At 65.6% G+C, this 15253-nt stretch carries 16 protein-coding genes; 8 read left to right on the top strand and 8 right to left on the bottom strand.

What is annotated here, in order from left to right; all coding sequences use genetic code 11:
• Nucleotide 1: 1 nt before the first annotated feature.
• Entirely contained in the window at nucleotides 2-307 is a 306-nt protein-coding gene (locus tag ATO11_RS15495; protein WP_050531817.1) for a hypothetical protein, read from the bottom strand.
• A 168-nt stretch (nucleotides 308-475) separates the two neighbouring features.
• Nucleotides 476-754, bottom strand: coding sequence for a hypothetical protein (locus tag ATO11_RS15490; protein ID WP_050531816.1), 279 nt, complete (start codon nucleotides 752-754; stop codon nucleotides 476-478).
• A gap of 433 nt (nucleotides 755-1187) precedes the next feature.
• Here ATO11_RS15490 and ATO11_RS15485 point away from each other — a divergent pair, with 433 nt between their 5' ends.
• The 8 genes from ATO11_RS15485 to ATO11_RS15450 all read left to right on the top strand — a co-directional run bounded on the left by ATO11_RS15485 (nucleotide 1188) and on the right by ATO11_RS15450 (nucleotide 8722).
• Nucleotides 1188-2084, top strand: a complete 897-nt coding sequence (locus ATO11_RS15485; protein ID WP_050531815.1) for a hypothetical protein — start codon at nucleotides 1188-1190, stop codon at nucleotides 2082-2084.
• Nucleotides 2081-2695, top strand: coding sequence for a hypothetical protein (locus tag ATO11_RS15480; RefSeq protein ID WP_050531814.1), 615 nt, complete (start codon nucleotides 2081-2083; stop codon nucleotides 2693-2695). Before ATO11_RS15485 ends, ATO11_RS15480 begins: the two co-directional genes overlap by 4 nt.
• A gap of 122 nt (nucleotides 2696-2817) precedes the next feature.
• Nucleotides 2818-4293, top strand: a complete 1476-nt coding sequence (gene purF / locus ATO11_RS15475; protein ID WP_050531813.1) for an amidophosphoribosyltransferase — start codon at nucleotides 2818-2820, stop codon at nucleotides 4291-4293.
• A gap of 103 nt (nucleotides 4294-4396) precedes the next feature.
• The gene (locus tag ATO11_RS15470; RefSeq protein WP_050531812.1) at nucleotides 4397-4639 is read left to right on the top strand and encodes a hypothetical protein; all 243 of its coding nucleotides are present in this window, start codon (nucleotides 4397-4399) and stop codon (nucleotides 4637-4639) included.
• An 89-nt stretch (nucleotides 4640-4728) separates the two neighbouring features.
• Nucleotides 4729-5685, top strand: coding sequence for an agmatinase (gene speB / locus ATO11_RS15465; RefSeq protein WP_050531811.1), 957 nt, complete (start codon nucleotides 4729-4731; stop codon nucleotides 5683-5685).
• Entirely contained in the window at nucleotides 5678-6175 is a 498-nt protein-coding gene (locus ATO11_RS15460) for a hypothetical protein (RefSeq protein WP_050531810.1), read from the top strand. Before speB ends, ATO11_RS15460 begins: the two co-directional genes overlap by 8 nt.
• 89 nt (nucleotides 6176-6264) lie before the next feature.
• A complete protein-coding gene (locus ATO11_RS15455) occupies nucleotides 6265-8304 on the top strand; it encodes an ASKHA domain-containing protein (RefSeq protein ID WP_050531809.1) in 2040 nt (679 codons plus the stop codon).
• 19 nt (nucleotides 8305-8323) lie between these two features.
• Nucleotides 8324-8722, top strand: a complete 399-nt coding sequence (locus ATO11_RS15450; RefSeq protein ID WP_050531891.1) for a (R)-mandelonitrile lyase — start codon at nucleotides 8324-8326, stop codon at nucleotides 8720-8722.
• Nucleotides 8723-8778: 56 nt separating this feature from the next.
• On the opposite strand, the gene ATO11_RS15445 is transcribed toward ATO11_RS15450, so the two are convergent.
• The 6 genes from ATO11_RS15445 to hisD all read right to left on the bottom strand — a co-directional run bounded on the left by ATO11_RS15445 (nucleotide 8779) and on the right by hisD (nucleotide 15235).
• Nucleotides 8779-9912: a cobalamin-independent methionine synthase II family protein gene (locus ATO11_RS15445; protein ID WP_050531808.1), complete on the bottom strand. Its 1134-nt coding sequence runs from the start codon at nucleotides 9910-9912 to the stop codon at nucleotides 8779-8781.
• Nucleotides 9913-10170: 258 nt separating this feature from the next.
• A complete protein-coding gene (locus ATO11_RS15440) occupies nucleotides 10171-11139 on the bottom strand; it encodes a nuclear transport factor 2 family protein (RefSeq protein ID WP_050531807.1) in 969 nt (322 codons plus the stop codon).
• Nucleotides 11136-12161, bottom strand: coding sequence for a LacI family DNA-binding transcriptional regulator (locus ATO11_RS15435; protein WP_050531806.1), 1026 nt, complete (start codon nucleotides 12159-12161; stop codon nucleotides 11136-11138). Before ATO11_RS15435 ends, ATO11_RS15440 begins: the two co-directional genes overlap by 4 nt.
• A gap of 1 nt (nucleotide 12162) precedes the next feature.
• Nucleotides 12163-12927, bottom strand: a complete 765-nt coding sequence (locus tag ATO11_RS15430; RefSeq protein ID WP_050531805.1) for an SDR family NAD(P)-dependent oxidoreductase — start codon at nucleotides 12925-12927, stop codon at nucleotides 12163-12165.
• The gene (locus ATO11_RS15425) at nucleotides 12924-13928 is read right to left on the bottom strand and encodes an ester cyclase (protein WP_050531804.1); all 1005 of its coding nucleotides are present in this window, start codon (nucleotides 13926-13928) and stop codon (nucleotides 12924-12926) included. Before ATO11_RS15425 ends, ATO11_RS15430 begins: the two co-directional genes overlap by 4 nt.
• Nucleotides 13925-15235: a histidinol dehydrogenase gene (hisD, locus tag ATO11_RS15420; protein WP_050531803.1), complete on the bottom strand. Its 1311-nt coding sequence runs from the start codon at nucleotides 15233-15235 to the stop codon at nucleotides 13925-13927. The genes ATO11_RS15425 and hisD overlap by 4 nt, the downstream gene beginning before the upstream one ends.
• Nucleotides 15236-15253: the final 18 nt, after the last annotated feature.

Here is a 15253-nt window from a genome sequence, read left to right as displayed (position 1 = left end):
CCTATTCCGCGTCGGGCTTGCAGACGACTTCCTTCATGACGATGTATTCGTCGCGGATCTTGGTGCGGATCTCGCGATAGACAGCGGGGTATTCGCGCAGCTCGATCATGTTGCCCTTCTTGACGTATTTGCGTTCGGGCTTCTTGACGAGTTCCTTCGTCACCCGGAATTGCGCGGGCACCGTCACCTTCTGGTAGCAATTGAGCAGGCGGTACCGCTCGCCATTGCTGTCGATCTTGGTTTCATCCGCCACGGCTGGCAGCGCCAGCGCGGCGACAAGTGCGGTCATGATCGCGGTTTTCGACATCTCGGGCCTCCGGACCTGTCTTTTTGCCGGGGCTACCGCAGGAAATTGTCTCAAATGCGGGGGAAATGCGGCACCGGGGCGGAGATCGCGTGCAACCACAGCCCCGAACGCAAAGAAGGCGCCGCTAATAGGACGCCTTCTTCAAGTCTGTAAACTGGGTCGCCGGGATCAGTTCCCGTTGCGGCAGGGTGCCTTGCGCTTGATGTAGTACCCTTCCTTCACGAGGGTCTTCATCTCCTTCATGATGGCGGGGTAGTAGATTTCCACCATCTGGCCGTTCTGGTAGACCCATTTGGTCTTCGCGGCCTGGTGCGGCACGTGGGTGGTCGAGTACTTCGCGGGCACCCAGACCTTGTCGTAGCATGCAATGACTTTGCCTTCCCATGCGAGGGCGGGGGCAGCAAAACCGGCCGATGCAACGATAGCAGCGATCGTCAGCTTTTTCATAGAACTTCTCCTAGTAGGACTAAAGTAGGAAAAAGGTACGCGCTCATTCCCTGCCGCGGCGACACCCCGTTTCGGCCGATTGCGTAAAAACTGGCCGGGAACGGGAAAAAATGGCGAAAATGAGGCAGGGTGTGTCTTTTCGGCAATAGTTTGCCGATCGCCCCGTAACCCCCTAAAAACGCTATTGTTTTTAAACGGGAAACAACCGCCGTTAACCATGATGATTGTCTATGGAGTTGCCGCGAATCAACGCTGGACTTCACGGCACTGAGAGTGATGCACAAGCTCCCTGAAAATTCATTGGCTTTGTGAAAACATCGTAAATACCGGCGCCCCACCGCCAATCCATTGGACTCTCTCGTTCCAATGCAGCGCGTGGCGGAGTATCATTCATCTTATAAATGTACGCTTCTATTTGAACCGGAGAATTTCCATGTCGTTGCGCAAAGCTCTTTTGGGCCTGTTGCTGGTCTGGTCGACCGACGCCGCCGCCCTGACCTGCGAACCCGAAATAGACGCCTACCTCGGCGCTGCTGATAGTGCCAAGGCACGGGCCAGTCTCGACTTGATGGCCTGCCTCGCCCAAGAGCATCACTACAACACGTTCGGCGCGTATTACCGCGCCCCCGCGGGCACGAAGGCGATCTTCCAGCTGGCTCTGTCCAATCCGCCGAGCCTGAACGCGACCAATACGGGCGTTCTGGCCATGGCCAGACAGGTCACACCCAAAAAGTCCTGCCCGTCTCCGACCGCTATACTTGGCGCGGCTCGCGCGGCACAAGAGGACTGCATCTGCGGGACAGGGAAAAGCACCACCGGCCAACCCGCAACGGCCAAGATGGAACCGCTGAAGCTATTCTTGACCGTTCCGGTCGACGCGCTTGGCGCCTTGCCACTGGCAGATGTGGGCCGGATGCAGAACCTTATCGACACACGACTGCAGGACTTCAGGGAGCCTTACTCGACGCAGCGCAACTTGGGCGTCCTCCTTGGGCAAACGGAGTGGATCAAGATTGATCAGGCGGCTCCTGCCGGATCAGACGTGATCAACGACATCCTGGACGGCGGGTTGGCGACTTGGCCGACAGACAGCGTACTGGGAAACTGGCAGAACGCGGTTCCCGATTTGGCTGCAACCACCAACCTCCTTTCAGGCGTCCGCGCCAGCGACGGGACGTGCTTTTGCGCAATCGGGCGTGCCACGACCGGGCCAACTGATCCGCTCAAGGATATCGCGAATGACATCCGGCACATCTTTGAACGCAACGGCATGCCTGCCACGGATATCGGGGTGACCCTGCGACTCGAGACATTGGAGGCAGGTCAATGATCCTCGATGGACTGTTGACCGATTTCGGCCTGATCGCCCTGTCGGTCATCACCACCATGATTGTCGTCGGGCTTGCCGCCGGAGCGGCGTTGCAGGGGCGCAGTGACACGCAGGCCCTGTTCCCGATCATGTTCGGCCTCTCAGTGATCGGCACTGTCGCCGGGGTCACCGGGGGAACCAGCCGCGACGGGGTGGTTGGTGACATCGTGCCCGCCGCGCTGGCATTGATCGGGACCGTGTCGATCTATGTCTTCGGCGCGCAACCGGCCAAGGACCGCGAACCGCTCGTCGCGTTCGGAGCAGCCGCCTTCGCATTGTCGCTGGGTCTTGGCTATGCGGTTGGAGCCGCGAACCGTGGTCAATCGGACGCCTACCTGCGCATCCTGGCGCGGTGCGATGCGGTATTTTCCAACGACGCGGTGCTGACGAACGATGCCGCTTTCCTGCGGGCCGCCAACCTTTGGGGCGAGGCCTGTTCAGAAGTCTGGGCAAGCGATCATGCCAACACGGCGGACAATGCCCGCTCTACCGAAGGCGAACGGCACCGGCAGGCCCTGATCGCCCGTGCTCAATACGAATTGCATCTTCTGCGCGAACGCATTTCGGATTGACTCCCCCGACGTCGCGTCGGTGTTAAAGGTTTCGTGACAGCGCGCCCGCATTCTCGTACACAGCCCACGACCCGTGCCGACTCGTGATGCCACTTCAGGAACGCGCCCGCTTGACCAGACAAATGCCCCCCGCCCACCCGTTCGACGACACCATGCTCGATGACGGCGACACGCTGCACGAGGAATGCGGGATCTTCGGGATTGTCGGCGTCGCGAACGCGGCAAGTTTCGTGGCGCTTGGCCTGCATGCCCTGCAGCATCGCGGGCAGGAAGCCGGCGGCATCGTCGTGCATGACCCCGAACAGGGGTTCAACAACGCCCGGCGCTTCGGATACGTGCGCGACAACTTCACCGATCCCGCCACGATGGCCACCCTGCCCGGTCCCATCGGCATCGGCCACGTGCGCTATTCCACCGCCGGATCGAAAGGCGCGACCGCGATCCGCGACGTGCAGCCGTTCTTCGGCGAGTTCTCGATGGGTGGCGCGGCGATTGCCCACAATGGCAACATCACCAATGCCGACGCCCTGCGGCGGGAATTGATCGAGCGTGGCTCGATATTCCAGTCGTCGTCCGACAGCGAATGCATCATCCACCTGATGGCACGGTCGCTGCAGCGGTCGATCCCCGACCGGATGGAAGACGCGCTGCGCCGCGTCGAAGGCGCGTTTTCGGTCGTGGCCATGACCCGGACCAAGCTGATCGGCGTGCGCGACCCGCTGGGCGTGCGCCCGCTGGTCATCGGTCGCATCGGCGAGGACGGCTGGGTGCTGGCGTCGGAAACCTGCGCGCTCGACATCGTCGGTGCCGAGTTCCTGCGCGAGGTCGAACCGGGGGAGATGGTCGTGATCACGCCCGCGGGCATCGACAGCCGCCACCCCTTCCGCCCGTCGCGCCCGCGCTTCTGCATCTTCGAACACGTCTATTTCTCGCGCCCCGACTCGATCCTCGGCGGGCGCAGCGTGTACGAGACGCGCGAGGCCATCGGGCGCGAACTGGCCAAGGAAAGCCCGGTGGAGGCCGACCTCGTCTGCCCCGTCCCCGACAGCGGCACCCCCGCCGCCATCGGCTATTCGCTGGAATCGGGCATCCCGTACGCTATGGGCATCATCCGCAACCAGTACATGGGCCGGACCTTCATCGAACCGACCGAGCAGATCCGCAACATGGGCGTACGGCTGAAGCTGAACGTGAACCGCGCGCTGATCCGCGGCAAACGGGTGATCCTCGTCGACGACTCGGTCGTGCGCGGCACCACCTCCCGCAAGATCAAGGAAATGATCCTCGACGCGGGCGCCAAGGAAGTGCATTTCCGCATCGCCTCCCCGCCCACCGCCTGGCCCTGCTTCTACGGCGTCGACACGCCCCAGCGCGAGAAACTGCTCGCCGCGACGATGAGCGAGGACGAGATGCGCGACCACCTCGCCGTGGACAGCCTCAAGTTCATCTCGCTCGACGGCCTCTACCGCGCGGTCGGAGAGGCCAAGGGCCGCAACCCGAAAGCCCCGCAATATTGCGATGCCTGCTTCTCGGGTGAATACCCGGTCGAACCCTCCGACCAGATCGAAAAGGGCTTCACGCTGAAAGCCGCCGAGTGATCGGCAGACCCTCGCCACCCCGCGCCTGACGCGGCGTCGCCACCTCTTCCTCCCCGCGACATCCGCTCATATCTCGCCCCTCCGAAACGACACGGAGAGCAAGATGAGCCAATCGAGCAAGGCCGCCGAACACGCGACCGAACAGGTCCGCCTGCCCCACAACCGCCCCGTCCTTCTGGGCACCTTCCTCGACGACACCCCCCGCGCCCTGATCAAGATGCCCTCGGGCCAGACCCACATGCTGGAAACCGGCGCCCTCCTGAACGGAGACGAGATCCTCGTCATCGAAGACGGTCGCATCGCGCTCGACCACAACGGCACCGCACGCTGGTTGACCATCCCCTGACCCCGTGGTCTGGTCGCGGCGAAGGATCCCTCCTTCTTCGGTTCGACAAATACCTCGGGGGTCCGGGGGCTGGCCCCCGGTTGCGCAACATGGCCAATTCCTACGACAGCGGGCGCCTCGATCTGCCCTTCGTTGGCATCTCCACCTTCGGCAAACGCCCCTATGTGAGCGACTGGTCCGCGATCGACGCCGACGTGGCGATCCTCGGCGCGCCGTTCGATTTCGGCACGCAATGGCGCTCCGGCGCGCGGTTCGGCCCGCGCGGCGTGCGCGAGGCCTCGACGCTCTTCTCCTTCGGCCATGCGGGAGCCTATGACCACGAGGATGACGCGACCTACCTGCCCGGATCGGTCCGCATCGTGGATATCGGCGATGCCGACATCGTCCACACCGATACCGAGAAAAGCCACACCAATATCGAGGCCGGCGTGCGCGCCATCCTCGACGCGGGCGCGCTACCCGTCACCATCGGCGGCGACCATTCGATCAACATCCCCTGCATCCGCGCCTTCGATGGACAGGGCGACATCCACGTCCTGCAGATCGACGCGCATCTCGATTTCGTCGACGAACGCCACGGGGTCCGTCACGGCCACGGCAACCCGATGCGCCGGGCCGCCGAACAGCCCTATGTCACCGGCCTCACGCAAGTCGGCATCCGCAATGTCAGCTCGACCGCAAAGGAAGGCTACGACGACGCCCGCGCGATGGGGTCCGACATCCTCAGCGTCCGACAGGCCCGCACCCTTGGGACCAAAGCGCTGGCGGCCCGCATCCCCGCAGGCGCGCGGCTTTACATCACCATCGACATCGACGCCTTTTGCCCCTCCATCGCCCCCGGCACCGGCACGCCGTCGCATGGCGGGTTCCTTTATTACGAGGTGCTGGAACTGATGCAGGCGGTGGCGCAAAGCCACGACATCGTGGGGATCGACCTCGTCGAGGTCGCGCCGGATTACGACCCGACCGGCTCCACCTCGATCCTCGCGGCGCAGCTTCTGCTCAACACGCTCGGCTTCATCTTCCACGCGCGCGGCGATGGGTAAGCGCGTCACCACCGCCCCCCTACCCCCCGGCGCGCTTCTGGCGCGCTATGCCGATCGTGACGATTGCTACACCGACTGCTTTACCGTCACCGTGGACGGCCCCGTGGACCTGCCCGCTTATGTCGAGGCGTTCTACACCGCGTGGCTCTTCCGCATCGAACGCCAGATCCTCGGGCTGGCGGGCTACCGCTCTACCGATGTCGAGGCGCGGGCGCTGGCCCGGTCCGGGACCGACCGCTTCGCCGCGTGGACGGTCGAGGATCGCAGCGACAGCCAGCTTCTCATGTGCGACCCCTCGTCCGCGACGCGCTCATGGCTCGCCGTCGCGCCTGACGAGGCTGGCACCCGCCTCTATTTCGGCTCCGCCATTGTGCCGCCGGAGCCGGGCCGCGATCTCGGCACCGTCTATCGCGCGCTTCTGGGGTTCCACAAACTCTACTCCCGCGCCCTTCTCGCCACCGCCCGCGCCCGCGTCATCCGGACGCGGTAAGTGCGCCGCTGGCAGGCCGCGAGATGCCGCCAATCGGCTTTCGCTTTCCGTCACGCGCCCTATGCTCGCGCTCAAGCACGGAGCACGCCATGAGCAACGATCCCCTCGTCGTCTTCACCCCGTCCGGCAAGCGCGGCCGCTTCCCGGTAGGCACCCCCATCCTTCAGGCCGCGCGGCAGCTTGGCGTCGACCTCGACAGCGTCTGCGGCGGGCGGGGCATCTGTTCGAAATGCCAGGTCACGCCGTCCTATGGCGACTTCCCGAAACACGGGATCACGGTGCGCGACGGCGCGCTCAGCGACTGGAACGCGGTCGAGCAACGCTATGACGACAAACGCGGATTGCCGAAGGGCCGTCGCCTTGGCTGCCAGGCGCAGGTGCAGGGCGACGTGGTGATCGACGTGCCGCCCGAAAGCCAGGTGCACCGGCAGGTCGTGCGCAAGGAAGCCGCCGCCCGCGACATCGAAATGGCCCCCGCCACCCGGACCTATTACATCGCCGTGGACGAGCCCGACATGCACACGCCCACGGGCGACGTCGAACGCATCGACCGCGCGCTGTCCCAGCAATGGGAGATCGAGGGCGCCACCGTCGAGCCCTCCCTGCTACCCGACCTGCAGAAGGTGCTGCGCAAGGGCAACTGGTACGTCACCGTCGCCGTGCATGCCGACCACCGCGGCGGCCCACCGCGCATCCTGCAGATCTGGCCGGGTCTTTACGAAGGCGGGCTGCACGGGCTGGCCATCGACCTTGGCTCCACCACCATCGCCGCGCATCTGTGCGACCTGCGCACCGGGGCCGTCCTTGCCTCGTCCGGCGTGATGAACCCGCAGATCCGGTTCGGCGAGGACCTGATGAGCCGCGTCAGCTATGCCATGATGAACCCCGGCGGCGACAAGGACATGACGGACGCCGTCCGCACCGCCATCAACGGCCTGACACAGGGCATCGCGACCGAGGCGGGGATCGACACGCAATCGATCATGGAAACCGTGTTCGTCTGCAACCCGGTCATGCACCACCTGCTGCTCGGAATCGACCCGGTGGAGCTGGGCCAAGCCCCGTTCGCGCTTGCGACCTCCGATAGCCTGACGCTGCCCGCCCCGTCGCTCGACCTCACCGCGATGAACCCGTGCGCGCAGGTCTACCTTCTGCCCTGCATCGCGGGCCATGTGGGGGCCGATGCCGCCGCCGTGGCACTGAGCGAGGAACCGGGCAAGCGCGAGGACCTGTCGCTGGTCGTCGACGTCGGCACCAATGCCGAGATCCTTCTGGGAAACACCACGCGCGTGCTCGCCTGTTCGTCCCCCACCGGCCCCGCGTTTGAAGGCGCGCAGATCAGCTCCGGCCAGCGCGCCGCCCCCGGCGCCATCGAACGGGTAGAGATCGACCCCGCCACCAAGGAACCCCGCTTCCGCGTGATCGGCTGTGACCTCTGGTCCGACGAGGACGGCTTTGCCGAGGCGACCAAGGGCACCGGCATCACCGGCATCTGCGGGTCGGGCATTATCGAAGCCGTGGCCGAGATGCGCATGGCGGGCCTTCTCGACCCATCGGGCCTGATCGGGTCGGCCGAGGCGACAGGCACCCCGCGCTGCATCCCCGAAGGCCGCACCCACGCCTATGTCCTGCACGACGCCTCCGACACGGGCGGGCCGCGCATCACCGTGACCCAAGGCGACATCCGCGCGATCCAGCTGGCAAAATCGGCGCTTTATGCGGGCGCGCGCCTGCTGATGGACGAAATGGGCGTCGACAAGGTCGACCGCGTGGTGCTGGCGGGCGCGTTCGGCGCGCATATCTCGCCCAAGCACGCGATGGTGCTGGGCATGATCCCCGACGTGCCGCTGGATCACGTGACCTCTGCCGGCAACGCGGCGGGCACCGGCGCGCGCATCGCGCTCTGCAGCATCACCGCGCGGGCGGAGATCGAGGAAACGGTGCACCGGATCACCAAGGTCGAAACCGCTATCGAGCCGAAGTTCCAGGAACATTTCGTCGCCGCCAACGCCATTCCGCACGCGACCGACCCGTTCCCCGAACTGCGCGCCGTCGTGAACCTGCCGCAGGTCAGCTTCAACACCGGCAGCGATGAAGGCGGCGGTCGCCGCCGCCGTCGCCGCGCCTGAGCGTCAAGGGAGACACGCCATGGATCATCACTCCGCGGGCGACCGCCCCGACCGGCCCGGCCCCGCCGAGTATTTCACCGGCGACGTGACCCTCACCCCGATCATCGAGGCACCCCTGCCCGCGCAACTGCGCGCGCTCAGCGTCACGTTCCAGCCCGGCGCGCGCACGGCATGGCACACCCATCCGCGCGGACAGACGATCTTCGTCACCGCCGGGGAAGGCCGCGCCCAACGTCGCGGCGGTCCGGTCATCACGCTGAAACCCGGCGACACTGTGTTCTTCCATCCCGATGAAGAGCACTGGCACGGCGCGGCGCCCGACGCCGAAATGACCCACGTCGCCATGCAGGAAGCCGACGACAGCGGCACCCATGTCACGTGGCTCGACCATGTGAGCGACGCCGACTACACCGCCTGACGGCGCTGGCCTGGAGGGCGGGCCGCTGACGCGCGATTTTCGCCAGGAAATCGGGCTCAGCCGGGGCGTCCGGAGGCGAGCGCCGCCCCGTCCTTCATCGCCCTCAGCTTGGCATAGGCGATGTCGGGATCGACCGTGCCAAACCCCGCGAACGTCCCGAACCCGCAATCCGACCCCGCGATCACGCGGTCCTCGCCCACGATCCCGGTGAACCGCTCCAGCCGCTGCGCGACCAGTTCAGGGTGCTCGATGAAGTTCGTGGTCGTATCCACCACGCCCGGCACCAGTACCTTGTCGTCGGGGATGTCGGCCTTGCGATCGCGGAACACCGTCCATTCGTGGGCGTGGCGGGGGTTCGACGTCTCGAACAGGACATAGCGCGCCTTGGTCGACATCAGCGTGTCGAACACGGTGGCCATGTCGATGTCGCAGCAATGCGGCCCTTCGTAATTGCCCCAGCAGATATGCACGCGCACCTTGTCGGCGGGCACGTTCTGCAGCGCGTGGTTCAGCGCCTCCACATGCGCGCCCGCGATCCTGAGGAACTCGTCGTCCGACAGGTCGGCAAACAGCATGTGCCGCGACAGGGCAAGGTCGGGGCAATCGAGTTGCAGGTCCAGCCCCGCACCCACGATGGTTTCGTATTCCTCGCGCATCGCATCGGCCAGCGCTGCAAGATAGGCCTCCCGGCTTGGGTAGTAATCGTTCTGCAGGAACAGCGAGATCACGCCCGGAGAGGCCGCGTTCATGAACCCCCGCTCGACCCCGTGCGCGGCCATCGCCGCCTTGAGGTTGGCAATGTCCTTTTCCAGCTCACCCTGCCCTTTCGACTTCACCTCTCCCACGCACATGGGCCGCGCGTATTTCGGCGTGCCGCCATCGTCGGCGAGCCGTTTCAGGAAGCCGGGAAACATCTTGAGGTCGGCGGGCGCGTTGCGGGGGCTGTCGCCGTCGAACCCGGTGTAGCGGTCCTTGACGTAGGTGGCATACGAGATCTTCGAGGTCTCGCCATCCGACACGATATCGACCCCGGCCTCGACCTGCCGGGCGACGGTCGCGTCCACGGCCTCGGTCATCGCGGCATCGAAGGCCGCCGGGTCATAATCTTCGCCGCGCTCACGCGCGAAGATGAAATCCACCACCTTCTGGCTGCGCGGCAGCGAGCCCACATGCGTTGTCCGGATTGCCATGATGCCCTCTCCCTCACCTCTTCACGGTTTTGTGAGGCCAAGCGCGGGCAAGGTCAACGCCCTGACGGGGGCTCAACGATTTTGCAGGGCTTGCGCGGAATCAAGGCCGCAGGCCGCCGCGCATCGCCGGGCCCTCCCACGGCCCGGCGAATTGTCTGAACGACGCGCATCGTCCATCCCTTTTCCGGATTTGCAGGCATAAAGCGCCTTGGCTCGTCCGTCGGCTCGCCGGTCCAGGGCCCGACGAAGCGCGGCGGCTCACCCAGTGTGCAACAGGATCTGCTTCCAAAGCGCCGTTTCATCGAACAGCGTGAACTCCCGCCGCAGACCCCACGGCCCGAATTCGGCATGGGAGGCGCCCATGACATGGACCTCGGCCCCGGTAGGCGTGCCGAACGCGCCCCAGCCGTCATGCTTGCCCGTCAGCGACCAGCGCAGCGCGGCGCGGGGCGGCATCATCGGGTCGTACCGCCCGATCTGGTGGTGGATTTCGAACGTCGCCGACGGAAACGCCGCGCGCAGGCCCATCCAGAACCGGTCCACCGGCCCGTGGCTGATCCCGTCCACGCCGCCGGGGTAGTGCGAGGCAACGGCCCGGTCGTATTCCGCCGGGATCGCGGCCATGTCGGCCCCCATGATCCGGGTCAGGATATCGGCGTATTTCGCGCCCCAATCGTTATCGTTTCCGCGCCCCTTGTAGGGGCCCTCGATGTCGCGGGAGGGATGGAAGGTCGGTGTGCTTTTCTCCGGCCCGCCCTCTTTCGCGATCAGGTCAGCGGCATACTCCTTGGGGTCCCATCCCAACTGCCGCACGATCGCGCCCTGATCGCGGATCAGCCATTCGTCGTTGATCTGGTTGTTGATCGCGTGACAGTCGGCGATGATCCGGTACTGCAACCGCTTGCCCGTCGCCGTGCCATAGACCCCGTCGCCCGAATGCGTCGCCGTCGAATGCAGACGATGAGACGACAGCATCCCCTCTTCCGGCGTGCCCGACCAGATCACGTCCTCTCCGTACAAAGTCCGGTCCGGGAACTCGGCCAGCGTCGCCATCGTCGCCGCGATCACGCCCTGATTGCCGACCACGACCGACGCTGGCGAGCGCACCACGATGTCCGGCGCGTAGTATTCGTGCAGCGTGGCGATGCCCCGGTCTTCCCAGATCTCCTTGGTGATCCCGATGATATAATCGGGGAAGTCCTTGAACCGGTTTGAAAATCCCTTCATGGGGTCGTCCTTTCCATGCCTTCGGGCAGCCGCGCCGACCCGCGGATCACAAGTGGGCTGTCGATCACGTCCGCCGTGGGTTTCACGCCCGGCGCCGCGATCTGGCGCAACAGCGCCTTGACCGTCGCATCGACCATGCGGTTGGCGCGCTGGCGCACGGTCGTCAGGTCGTAAGCGGGCCATGCCGCGGGCGGCACGTCGTCGTATCCCACGACCGAGATATCGCCGGGCACGTCCAGCCCCAGATCGGCGCGCAGCGCGTCCATCACCGGGAACGCCATGTGGTCATTGGCGATGAACAGCGCGTCCGGGCGGTCGGGCCCGTCGCACATGCGCAACGCGGCCTCGCGCGCGCGATCCTGCAGGAAGGCTCCGTCGCCCCGCGCATGCAGGGTCAGGCCCGCACCGGTCAGGGCCGCCAGCAACCCCGCCTCCCGATCCCGCTGGGTCGAGGCGCCCTCGTAGCCCGCGATATACCCGATCCGGCGATGCCCGCCCGCGATCAGGAACTCGCCCACCGCGCGGCCGCCGCCGAAGTTGTCGGAGGTGACGGTGTTGACCCCCGCCCCATCCTGCGTGCGGTTGAACAGCACCACCGGCACCGATTGCGCGCGGCAGCGGTCCGTCAGTTCCGACGACAGATCGACCGAGGCGACGACGATCCCATCCACCTGGTAATCGAGGATTTCGTCCATGATCCGGTCCACGCCCTCGGTCGTCTTGGACACCATGAAGACCAGCACGTGATACCCTTCGGCCTGAAGCGCGTTCGACAGCTTTTCCAGCGCCTCCGGGTAGAAGTAATTGTCGAGGTAGGCGACGATCAGCCCGATGATGCGGCTTTTGCCGGTGATCAGCGACCGCGCCAGCACATTGGGGCGATACCCCAGCGCATCCGCCGCCGCGCGGACCTTCTTGCGGGTGGTTTCGCTGACCGACGCGCCGGGGGTGAAGACGCGGCTGACCGCCGACTGGCTCACGCCCGCCCGCTCTGCCACCTGATGCGCCGTCACCCGAGCCATGTCAGTCCGCCGTCCAGCCCCCGTCCACCAGAAGCGAGGTGCCGGTCACCAGCGCCGAGGCATCGCTGGCAAGGTACACGACCGCGCCCATGATATCCTCCACCTCGCCGATGCGGCCCAGCTTGATCTTGTCCTCGACCCATGCCTTCAGTTCGGGCCGCGCGAAAGTCGGCTTGGTCAGTTCGGTGACGATGAAGGTCGGCGCGATGCAGTTCACGCGGATCTGGTGCGGCCCCCATTCGATCGCCATCGCCTTGGTGAACCCTTCGACGCCGTGTTTCGTCCCGCAATAGACGGCACGCTCCTGCCCGCCGACCTGCGCCATCTGGCTGGTGATGTTGATGAGCGATCCGGGTTTCCCGGCCTCGATCAGCCCCTTGGCGACCGCCTGCGTCAGGAAATACGCGCCCTTGAAGTTCAGTGACTGGACGGCGTCGAAATCCTCTTCGGTAGTTTCCAGCGCAGGGCCGTGGCGGGCCAATCCGGCGGAGTTCAAGAGAATGTCGTAAGGCCCCGTTTCCGCAACGCTTTTCACGGTTGCCGGGATGTCGGACACGTCCATCGCCAGCGCGTCGGCCTCGCAGCCTTCGGCCTTCAGCTCGGCAACCGCCTCTTCCAGCTTGTCGACCCGCCGCGCGGCCAGCGTCACCGAAGCTCCTGCACGGGCCAGCGCCACGGCGCAGCCCAGCCCGATGCCCGAGGAAGCCCCGGCAACAAGGGCGCGGCGGCCTTCAAGTGAAAAGGACGGGGTGTGCGGCAGGGTCATCGGCTCTCTCCCAGAAGCTCTCGCATGCGGTGGAACACGTCTATACCCAACTGGTGGTAAAGGTGAAGAAGGTCGACCAAGACCCAGTTTTCCCGGATCTTTCCCCGCTCCATTCGCCAGAAATCGAGACTTCGCAGGGTGACCTTCTGCCCCGTCCCCGGCAGCCCAAGCCAGCCGCCCCCCGTCAGCGTCTGTGCCATGTTGGGCCAGCCCGTCACGCCGACATAGGCGCCTTCGGCGATGAAGTGGTGCCTGGTCTCGTCCGCGTGCTGCCCCCGGTCGGGCATGGCGGCAAGGAAAGGGCGCTGGTGGTGATTGCGGAACCCGTCGATCCCCCGCGCGGTGCCGATGCCCGCGGGGCCGTACCACGACATGTCCGTGTGCCAGAACCGGGGCATTTCCATCGCGTCGGGCGGCTCTGCCGGGTGGCGGGACATGGCTGTCAGCATGTCGATGACATGGGAGCGGGAGGTGTCCGACAGGTCCGCGTCATGAGGGCCGAGGCCGTCGCAGGTCGCCGGTCCGGGAACGTTCCATTCGCGCCCCAGGGACGGCGCCATCGGCCAGGTCCGCGCCTGAAGCATCACTTCAGGTATGTCCCACAAGGCCTGAATTTCAATGATCTTTCCGTCGTCAAACCGGTAGAACTCGTGGAGCCGCATATGCGCAAGGTGCCCGGTTGGCGGAATGCCCAGCCACGGCACGTCGAACAGCCCGACATAGGTCCCGCCGCAGCCGACCCAGCTTGCGCCGTCCTCGTCTTCACCGGCAATCACGATCCAGTCGCGGCGTTCCAGATCGGGCCATGCGGTGCCGAGCGGCGCGAAGGTCTTTTCCCAGATCGCCTCTGCCCCTGTCAGGTCCCCGAACGGGTGGCAGAAGCGGCCCAGAACGTCTGGCGCGCAGGCGGCGATGAACGCCTCCCGCGCCGCCGCCGGGTCGCCTTGCGCAAGGGCCGCGCGGAACGGCTGAAGCGCCGCCTTATGCGCGGCTGCGCTCACTCCGCCGCGCCGCCATAGGGCACGTTCTGCCCGCCATACCGGCGCACGCGCACGTTGGCCTGTTCGGCATGGCCCACGAACCCTTCCAGCAGGCACAGGCGCGAGCAATAGGCGCCGATTTCCGCCGCCGCCTCGTCCGTCGTCACTTTTTGATAAGAGTGCGTTTTCAGGAACTTGCCGACCCACAGCCCGCCGGTATAGCGCCCCGCCTTCTTGGTCGGCAGCGTGTGGTTGGTGCCGATCACCTTGTCGCCGTTCGCCACGTTGGTGCGCGGCCCGAGGAACAGCGCGCCATACGAGTGCATGTTGTCGAGGAACCAGTCGTCCCGGTCGGTCATGACCTGCACGTGTTCCGACGCGATATCGTTCGCGACCTCCAGCATCTCGTCATAGCTGTCGCAGAGGATCACCTCGCCATACTCCTCCCACGATTTCGACGCCGTGTCGGCGGTGGGGAGGATCTGCAGGATGCGGTCGATCTCGGTCAGGGTTTCCTTCGCCAGACGCTCGGAATTGGTGACCAGAACGGCGGGCGAGTTGTAGCCGTGCTCGGCCTGCCCCAGAAGGTCGGTCGCGCACATCTCGGCATCGACGGTGTCGTCGGCGATCACCATGGTTTCGGTCGGGCCTGCGAAGAGGTCGATGCCGACCCGGCCATACAGCTGGCGTTTCGCCTCGGCCACGAAGGCGTTGCCGGGGCCGACGAGCATGTGCACGGGGTCGATCGTCTCCGTCCCGATCGCCATCGCGCCCACGGCCTGGATACCACCCAAGACGTAGATCTCATGTGCGCCGCCAAGGTGCATCGCGGTCACCACGGCGGGGTTCGGTTTGCCCTGCCACGGCGGAGTGGCGGCGATGATGCGCGGCACGCCCGCGACCGAGGCGGTGGCGACCGACATGTGCGCCGAGGCGACCATCGGGAACTTGCCGCCCGGCACGTAGCACCCCACCGATTGAACGGGGATGTTGCGGTGGCCGAGGATCACGCCGGGCATCGGCTCCACCTCGATATCCAGCATGCTGTCGCGCTGCGCCTGCGCGAACTTGCGCACCTGCTCCTGCGCGAACTTGATGTCCTCCATGTCGCGCGGAGAGACTTCGGCCATCAGTTCATCGATCTGGGCCTGGGACAGTCTGAAGCTTTCCGGTGCGTAATTGTCGAACTTCTCGGACAGGGTGCGGACCGTGGCATCGCCGCCCTCTTCGATATCCTTGAGCGTCTGTTCGACGATGGCGCGCACCTTGCTGTCGTCTTCAGCGCGGTCGGCATCGGATTTGGCGGTCTTCAGATGGGTGATGGCCATGTGCGGGCTCCTTTTGGC

This window comes from Pseudaestuariivita atlantica, from assembly GCF_001205715.1.
GTDB lineage: Bacteria > Pseudomonadota > Alphaproteobacteria > Rhodobacterales > Rhodobacteraceae > Pseudaestuariivita > Pseudaestuariivita atlantica.
This window is presented reverse-complemented; position numbering and strand designations above follow the sequence as displayed.

Bases quoted from the DNA above. Each gene is read 5' to 3' on its own strand.
- ATO11_RS15495 (WP_050531817.1), bottom strand. From the start codon at position 307: ATGTCGAAAACCGCGATCATGACCGCACTTGTCGCCGCGCTGGCGCTG.
- ATO11_RS15450 (WP_050531891.1), top strand. From the start codon at position 8,324: ATGGATCATCACTCCGCGGGCGACCGCCCCGACCGGCCCGGCCCCGCC.
- purF (WP_050531813.1), top strand. From the start codon at position 2,818: ATGCCCCCCGCCCACCCGTTCGACGACACCATGCTCGATGACGGCGAC.
- ATO11_RS15490 (WP_050531816.1), bottom strand. From the start codon at position 754: ATGAAAAAGCTGACGATCGCTGCTATCGTTGCATCGGCCGGTTTTGCT.
- ATO11_RS15430 (WP_050531805.1), bottom strand. From the start codon at position 12,927: ATGACCCTGCCGCACACCCCGTCCTTTTCACTTGAAGGCCGCCGCGCC.
- speB (WP_050531811.1), top strand. From the start codon at position 4,729: ATGGCCAATTCCTACGACAGCGGGCGCCTCGATCTGCCCTTCGTTGGC.
- ATO11_RS15455 (WP_050531809.1), top strand. From the start codon at position 6,265: ATGAGCAACGATCCCCTCGTCGTCTTCACCCCGTCCGGCAAGCGCGGC.
- ATO11_RS15445 (WP_050531808.1), bottom strand. From the start codon at position 9,912: ATGGCAATCCGGACAACGCATGTGGGCTCGCTGCCGCGCAGCCAGAAG.
- ATO11_RS15435 (WP_050531806.1), bottom strand. From the start codon at position 12,161: ATGGCTCGGGTGACGGCGCATCAGGTGGCAGAGCGGGCGGGCGTGAGC.
- ATO11_RS15485 (WP_050531815.1), top strand. From the start codon at position 1,188: ATGTCGTTGCGCAAAGCTCTTTTGGGCCTGTTGCTGGTCTGGTCGACC.
- ATO11_RS15440 (WP_050531807.1), bottom strand. From the start codon at position 11,139: ATGAAGGGATTTTCAAACCGGTTCAAGGACTTCCCCGATTATATCATC.
- ATO11_RS15460 (WP_050531810.1), top strand. From the start codon at position 5,678: ATGGGTAAGCGCGTCACCACCGCCCCCCTACCCCCCGGCGCGCTTCTG.
- ATO11_RS15480 (WP_050531814.1), top strand. From the start codon at position 2,081: ATGATCCTCGATGGACTGTTGACCGATTTCGGCCTGATCGCCCTGTCG.
- ATO11_RS15470 (WP_050531812.1), top strand. From the start codon at position 4,397: ATGAGCCAATCGAGCAAGGCCGCCGAACACGCGACCGAACAGGTCCGC.
- hisD (WP_050531803.1), bottom strand. From the start codon at position 15,235: ATGGCCATCACCCATCTGAAGACCGCCAAATCCGATGCCGACCGCGCT.